This is a genomic window from Pseudoalteromonas sp. XMcav11-Q (assembly GCF_040104525.1).
GTDB lineage: Bacteria > Pseudomonadota > Gammaproteobacteria > Enterobacterales > Alteromonadaceae > Pseudoalteromonas.
This window is the reverse complement of record NZ_JBECOX010000030.1, coordinates 1-5,646: the sequence shown is the minus strand read 5'-3', so window position 1 is coordinate 5,646 and position 5,646 is coordinate 1. Positions and strand designations below refer to the sequence as shown.

The 5,646-nt window shown below is 44.2% G+C and carries 2 protein-coding genes; both read right to left on the bottom strand.

Going from position 1 to position 5,646, the window contains the following annotated elements:
* A partial coding sequence (locus ABMY45_RS23715; RefSeq protein ID WP_349289591.1) for a condensation domain-containing protein occupies positions 1 to 475 on the bottom strand: 475 nt, incomplete at its 3' end.
* Positions 476 to 479: 4 nt separating this feature from the next.
* Positions 480 to 5,627: an amino acid adenylation domain-containing protein gene (locus ABMY45_RS23710; protein WP_349289590.1), complete on the bottom strand. Its 5,148-nt coding sequence runs from the start codon at positions 5,625 to 5,627 to the stop codon at positions 480 to 482.
* Positions 5,628 to 5,646 lie beyond the last annotated feature (19 nt).

The following is a 5,646-nucleotide window of genomic DNA, read 5'->3' as shown; positions in this document are numbered from 1 at the left end:
CTTCACCACAATCAACCAAATTCACCACTTCTACCGTCACCGCTCGGGCTGGCATTACCCGCTGCATACACACTCCATCGTGGGCTTCGAAACAGGTTCTTAACGCCTCGTGGCGGGCAACTATTTGAGTTAGACTGGCTTCTATGGCTGCAATATCCAGTACCCCATCACAGGCCAGTGCTGCTGCAACATTATAATGTTGACTACCTTCTAGCTTATCGATTAACCACAGCCGTTGTTGTGAAAATGACGCTGGGATCGCACCACTGCGATCTATGGCACACAAGGGGATACTCGCCACTGACCTCCCTTGCTGCTGTCTCTCAAGAAAGTGCAATAACTGTTCTTTGTGCGTTTTTACTTGCTCTGCTAACTCAGCAGTCATGGCACCTTTTGGTGCTTTCACCTTTAAAGTACCGGAGTCAGAAGATAGCTGAATATTTTTTTGTTGTAGTTGATTAAGCAAATCAATCATTGGGTTAAAACTCCATTTCTTCAAAGGCCTCACTATCCGCCTCTAGCTCCTGCTGTTCTGAGCTATACTGGGACTGTGTTGCATCAATAAACTGTGCTAATTCTTTGATTGTTTGGAAGGCAAACAGGTCTGCAATTTCAAAAGGGTAATCCCAGTGCGATTGGACACGATCGAGGATACTCATGGCATGAAGCGAATTTCCGCCTAGAGCAAAGAAAGACTGCACGGTACTGAGGGGTTCTGTGATACCTAAACACTCTCGCCAGACTTCCTCTAGAGCAACTTCTGTTGCCGTATGTGCTGGAACATATTCAATCTGAGGCTGGGCCGTCACCATGCTGTATAGTGCTTTACGGTCAAGTTTGCCGTTAACGGTGACTGGTAATTCAGTCAATGCGATATAAGTTGCAGGTATCATGTAGTTCGGTAAGGTAGATGCCAGCAACTTAGGTATCACAGCTGAAAGTTCAGCACTGTCCAATGATGTAACACAGAATGCGATAAGCTGTTCACCAGCTTGTAACTCCTGCACACTGACAAATGCTTCTTCCACTTCATCACAGCCTGCAATCGCAGCTTGGATCTCTCCTAGCTCTACACGCAAACCACGGATTTTAACTTGATGATCTAAACGACCAAGGAACTCCAGAGCTCCACATTCTAAACGACGGACCAAATCGCCCGTGCGATAATATCTCTGCTGAGAACGGTTTGCTAAGCTCACCGTAATAAATTTCTCCGCAGTGAGCTGTTCCTGCTGAAAGTAACCTCGAGCCAAGCCAATCCCAGATATGAGTAACTCTCCTGGAATACCGATAGGCTGCTCAGCAAAATCCGGACTCACTACTACACAGTTAATGTTATCAATAGCATAACCAATGGGAACACTCGGGGCCGAGGTGGTTTTACTACAATCCCAATAACTTACATCTATTGCTGCTTCTGTCGGGCCATATAAGTTATGTAACTGAGCGGATGACGCTCGTATAAACTGTTCTCGGTGATCGCGCGTTAATGCCTCACCGCTACAAAATACCTGTTTCAGTGTTTGGCACTGCGATAACTCTGCATGCTGCATAAATGCTTGCAGCATTGAAGGTACGAAGTGACAATGAGTAATGCCTTGTCGCTGTATCAACTCTGCTAGATACTTAGGCTCTTTGTGACCCTCAGGTTTAGCTAGAACAATGCTTGCGCCAACGGTCCATGGCCAAACAAACTCCCAGACCGAAACATCAAAACCATAAGGCGTCTTTTGCAGCACTTTATCACTGGCTTTCAGTCCATATTGCTTTTGCATCCACAGTACACGATTCAACAAGGCTTGATGCTCAACCATCACCCCTTTTGGTTGTCCTGTTGTACCTGACGTAAAAATCATATACGCAAGATTTGTCGAGCTTAATTCAAAGGTACTAGGAGTCGTTGCTCTATACTGGAAGAGAGTATCTAGCGTCGCTTCGCTATCGATCACAGTCACTTGATGTGATTGCAAACACTCAGCTTCCGCTAAGTGCTGTTGGGTCAATACTTGTACATCACCCAGCTGGTCTAAGATTGCACTACTGCGCGCGTCCGGCATACTCGGGTCAATAGGTACATAAGCGCCACCCGCCTTTAACACCGCCAAAATTGCAATAACCATGCTACAGTGACGTTCAAGATACAAAGCCACGAAGGATTCCTGCATTACTCCCTGAGCCTGTAGCAAACGAGCCAATCGGTTCGCTGCCTGATTTAACTGCTGATATGTCAACGTTTCTTGAGTATCAAGAACGGCGATGCTGTTAGGTGTTACCTGTGCAAAGTGGTCAACATATTGATGCGGTAGTAAAGCTAAATTGTGGGAACAGAAAGTATCATGTTGCTGCGCCAGTAAATGTTGCTCAGACGTCGATAACAGTGAAATTTCACCCACACCTCGACCATCCGCAAGCTGAGAAAAGATGGCATCAAGATGATGTTGCATTTGCGCTATGGTGTTATCGCTGAAACGCTCTTTACGATATCCCAATGTAAGCTGTAAGTGTTCACTATCATTCACAATAAAAGTCAATGGCACAGCACTATACTCTGCCGTCTCACTACTATTGATAACGACATCGCTGGTATTATTAGCTACACTGCTATTGCTCTCAGTAGGATAGTTCTCAAACACTACGATACTATCGAACAACTCAACCTCAGCGGCAATCGCTGTTTGTTGCCGGATCTCTGGCAAAGTTAAAAAGCCGTGTTCTTGACTTTGCAACTGGCTTTCATGTAATTGCTTAAGCTGAGCTTTAAGATCCGTTGATGGAACAAAATCAACTTTTACAGGTATGGTGTTTATGAATAACCCAACCATCTTTTCAATGTTTTGTACCTCAGATGGCCGACCTGAAATTACAGTACCAAACAATACTTTTTGATCACCACTGTAACGCTGTAACAAGTATCCCCAAGCCCACTGTATGACAGCATTGAGAGTCACCTTGGCTTCACTGGCAAGTACTCGTAGCTTTTGCGACAGACTCGTACTTATTTGCCATTGTCGCTCAACATAGCCTGATTGAACGTCTAAATTTTGGCTTTCTAACAATGCGGTGGGCGAGTCAAAGTCATGCAAGTAAGTATGCCAATAGTCAAGAGCACTTTGCTTATCTTTACTCTGCAACCAATCATAGTAACCATCCAGTGGGATCGGTTTCGGTAACGATAAGGGTTGCGAGTTAGCAAAAGACAAATAGCTTTGCAATAGTTCTTGGTAAACGGTTTGCAGACACCAACCATCTAAAATTAGGTGATGATGTGTCCAAAGTAATTGATGCTGCATGGAGCCATAGCGCACGATAGTAACTCTATGCAAAGGCGCTTCATTGAGTGGCATTGCCATTTCTCGGTCTTGCTCACGCAACGTGATAAATGCGCTGTGGCGCTGCTCATCACTCAAGTCGCTCCAATCTAAAAAGCGCACAGGAACTTTAATATCTGGTGCAAGCACAAAGCGATAAAGGCTACTTTTTTCTACAGCAAAGCCGCTTCGCAATATTTCATGCCGATTAGTCACATATTGCCATGCTAGCTCCATCGCCTTGATGTTCAATTCGCCACTGATTTGATTTACAACTTGGGTTAAGTAGGCTTTTTTATCAATTTGACTTTGAAAGAATATTCCATGCTGTAATGGTGTTGCAGGAAAGATATTAATGAGTGTACCAAAGCGTTTCTGCCATTCATTAAGCTGAGATTGTTGTAATTCGACATGAGGGACATCAGAGGTTGTTAACATCGGCATTCGGCCTTCACAGTGATTAGCAATATCCTGCAACGCCATAGCTAAATTATTTTTAAGAGCAACCATAGTCTCTGGACTAAACTGCGCAACACTATAGTCAATCATCAAATGCAGTAAGCCTTCACTCACTTGGCCATTGATCGCAATAGCAAACTCCCGTAAAGCTTGCTCGTGTAGATTTGACCCCATACTTTCATTAGCGAGAGAAAAATCCCCATGCTCGTGCTCTGCATTTATCTCAATTTGTCCAAGATAGTTAAATAGCACAAAAGGATCCGCTTGTTCAAAATGCGAACACTCAGAAGTTTGGGAGTAGTATTTTAGTGTTCCAAAGCCAACGTTCGACTCAGAAATAACCCTACGCCGTTCTTTTACAGCAATAATTACTTCTGTAAGCCCTGTGCCCTCTGAACTAAGTAATAGTGGATAAAGTGAAGTAAACCAACCTACTGTTTCACTGAGATCCACATCATCAGAGATAGGATCCCGACCATGGCTTTCCAGTGCAACTGCGACTTGCGATACCGCAAATGTTTGCTGTAGCGCTAAATACAGCCCACTTAACAATAAATCCTCTACTTGCGTGCGATAAGCTTGGTTTGCACTTCCTAGGAGTTGACGAGTTACTGAGTGGGTAAGCTGTAGCTTAACGATTTCACTTTCACTGCGTAAACAGGGCTCTATTTCACTCTCAGATAAAGCCATCATGGTATTTTCAGCGGCTAATTGGGCAAGCCAAAAGACTTGTTGCGCTTGGAAATCGTCGTAATGAAGCGCTAAGGTATCACTCCACTGCCTTATAGATGAGGTTTTTGCTGGTAACCGAGGTATCTCTTGGCGTTGATGCTGACACCAAAGACGCTGTAAATCTTGTACCAAAATTCGCCAAGAAACACCATCTACGACCAGGTGATGCGCTACAAGTAACAACCGAGCTTCACTTTTACCTGAGATTAAGACTGCTTTAAATAACTCACCTTTTGAAATATTAAACCCAGACTGTGCTGCAGCAGCAATTTCAGTTACGGCCTCAGCCGACCAATCAGCAACGAAAACATTCTGTACAACCCGATTAATATCAATTTGTTCAAGCGCAATAAACTCGCCCATCCACCCTATTGATTTGTGAGTAAACCGTAATCTCAACGCGTCATGCCTATCAAGTAAACATGAAACTGCTTGCCTTAGAAAACCTTGCGATAACTCAATAGGCACTTGTAATAAGATAGACTGATTATAATGATGTACAGCCGCCCCTTTTGAGCGTTGTAAGAATCTCAATTGAATAGGTAAAGGCCTAAATTCTCCGCTTAGGGGAGATTGTTCAGCACTCACTTCTTTACTTGCTTTAACCACCAATGCCTGATCAGCAACCGTAGGTAACTGCATAACTTCTTTTAAAGTTATATGGAGCCCCACTTCCCGAGCCATAGCAACCAATTGAATTGCTATAATGGAATCCCCTCCTACGGTAAAAAAGTGGTCATTAATACCAATCGCGTCGTTTTTGAGCAATCGCTGCCAAATGAGTAATAACTGCTCCTCTGTGGCATTTCTTGGTGCTATAAAGGCTTCGAGCTCAGTGTTGCTATGCAATTGTTTTAGCGCATTTTTGTCAATTTTACCGTTCGGGGATAGCGGCCACTGTGATACCGCAATGTAGCGACTTGGCAGCATGTACTCTGGTAGTAATGCCCGTAGATACTCACGTAGCTGCTGTGCCAAACCCGTCGCTTCTTCTGTTCGGACGTAAGCCTGTAACTGTGACTCTCCTGCCTCTTCTACCACTAACACTAGCGATTCTATTACTGCATCATGGCTATTTAGGTGATGCTCTATTTCCCCAAGCTCAATACGAAAACCTCGTAACTTCACCTGCTCGTCAACGCGCCCT